1 protein-coding gene is annotated in these 933 nt (G+C 73.0%); it reads left to right on the plus strand.

Annotated elements, in window-relative coordinates:
• A partial coding sequence (locus QMX80_RS19190; RefSeq protein WP_282278767.1) for a PfkB family carbohydrate kinase occupies nucleotides 1-747 on the plus strand: 747 nt, incomplete at its 5' end.
• Nucleotides 748-933: the final 186 nt, after the last annotated feature.

The raw sequence follows: 933 nt of genomic DNA on the forward strand, positions 1-933 counted from the left end.
CGCCTGCTCGCCGCTGCCGATGGCATCGTGCTGGCCGCCGAGGCCAGCACCGAGCCCACCGGTACTGCCGGCATCTACGTGGACAGCCGCGGCCGCAATTCCATCGTCATCGGCCCCGGCGCCAACGCCTCGCTGAGCACGGAATTCATGGCCGCCAACGCGGCGCTGATCGGCGACGCCGGGGTGCTGCTGGCGCAGCTGGAATCGCCGGTGGAGTCGATCGAAGCGGCGCTGGGCATCGCCCGCGAGGCCGGCGTGCTGACCGTGCTCAACCCGGCCCCGGCCAACGCACCTTCGTCGATCAGCCTGCTCAAGCTGGCCGATGTACTGACCCCCAACGAGACCGAATTCGCCGCCCTGCTCGGCCGTCATGTCGGCGAGCGCGTGGAAGCCGATGACGTGGCCGCGCTGGACGGCGCCAGCCTGCACGCGCTGTGCCGCAAGCTGTCGGGCAATACCGTGGTGGTCACCCTCGGCGCGGTCGGTGTGTTCGTCTCGCACGACGAGGAACGCCTGCGCGGCGACAGCCAGCCCTACTACCGCGTGGCCGCGGAATCGGTGCAGGTGGTGGACACCACCGGCGCCGGCGACGCCTTCAACGGCGCGCTGGTGGCCTCGCTGGCGCAGGCGCCGGACGCGGCCTTCATCAAGCACGTGCGTTTCGCCAACCAGTACGCCGCCCGCTCGACCGAGAATGAAGGCGCCGCCGTGGCGATGCCGCGGATGACGCCGGCCGACGCCGGCTGAGTCCGGAGCGCCGCACCCGCCGATGACGGCAGGGCGGCGCGCAGGAGCGGCGGACTCCCGCCCGGAACTTCCGCCGTTGCCGCGAAGCTGGCAGCCGGAATCGGGCTCCGCTCAACCGGGATCGGGGCGGCCCCCCCGGCCCGGGGTGGCCCCGGGCCGGCGAGAGGAGACCCGCCGGGTCATCGC

It is taken from the genome of Stenotrophomonas sp. PS02297 (assembly GCF_029959705.1).
GTDB classification, from domain to species: Bacteria; Pseudomonadota; Gammaproteobacteria; order Xanthomonadales; family Xanthomonadaceae; genus Stenotrophomonas; species Stenotrophomonas nitritireducens.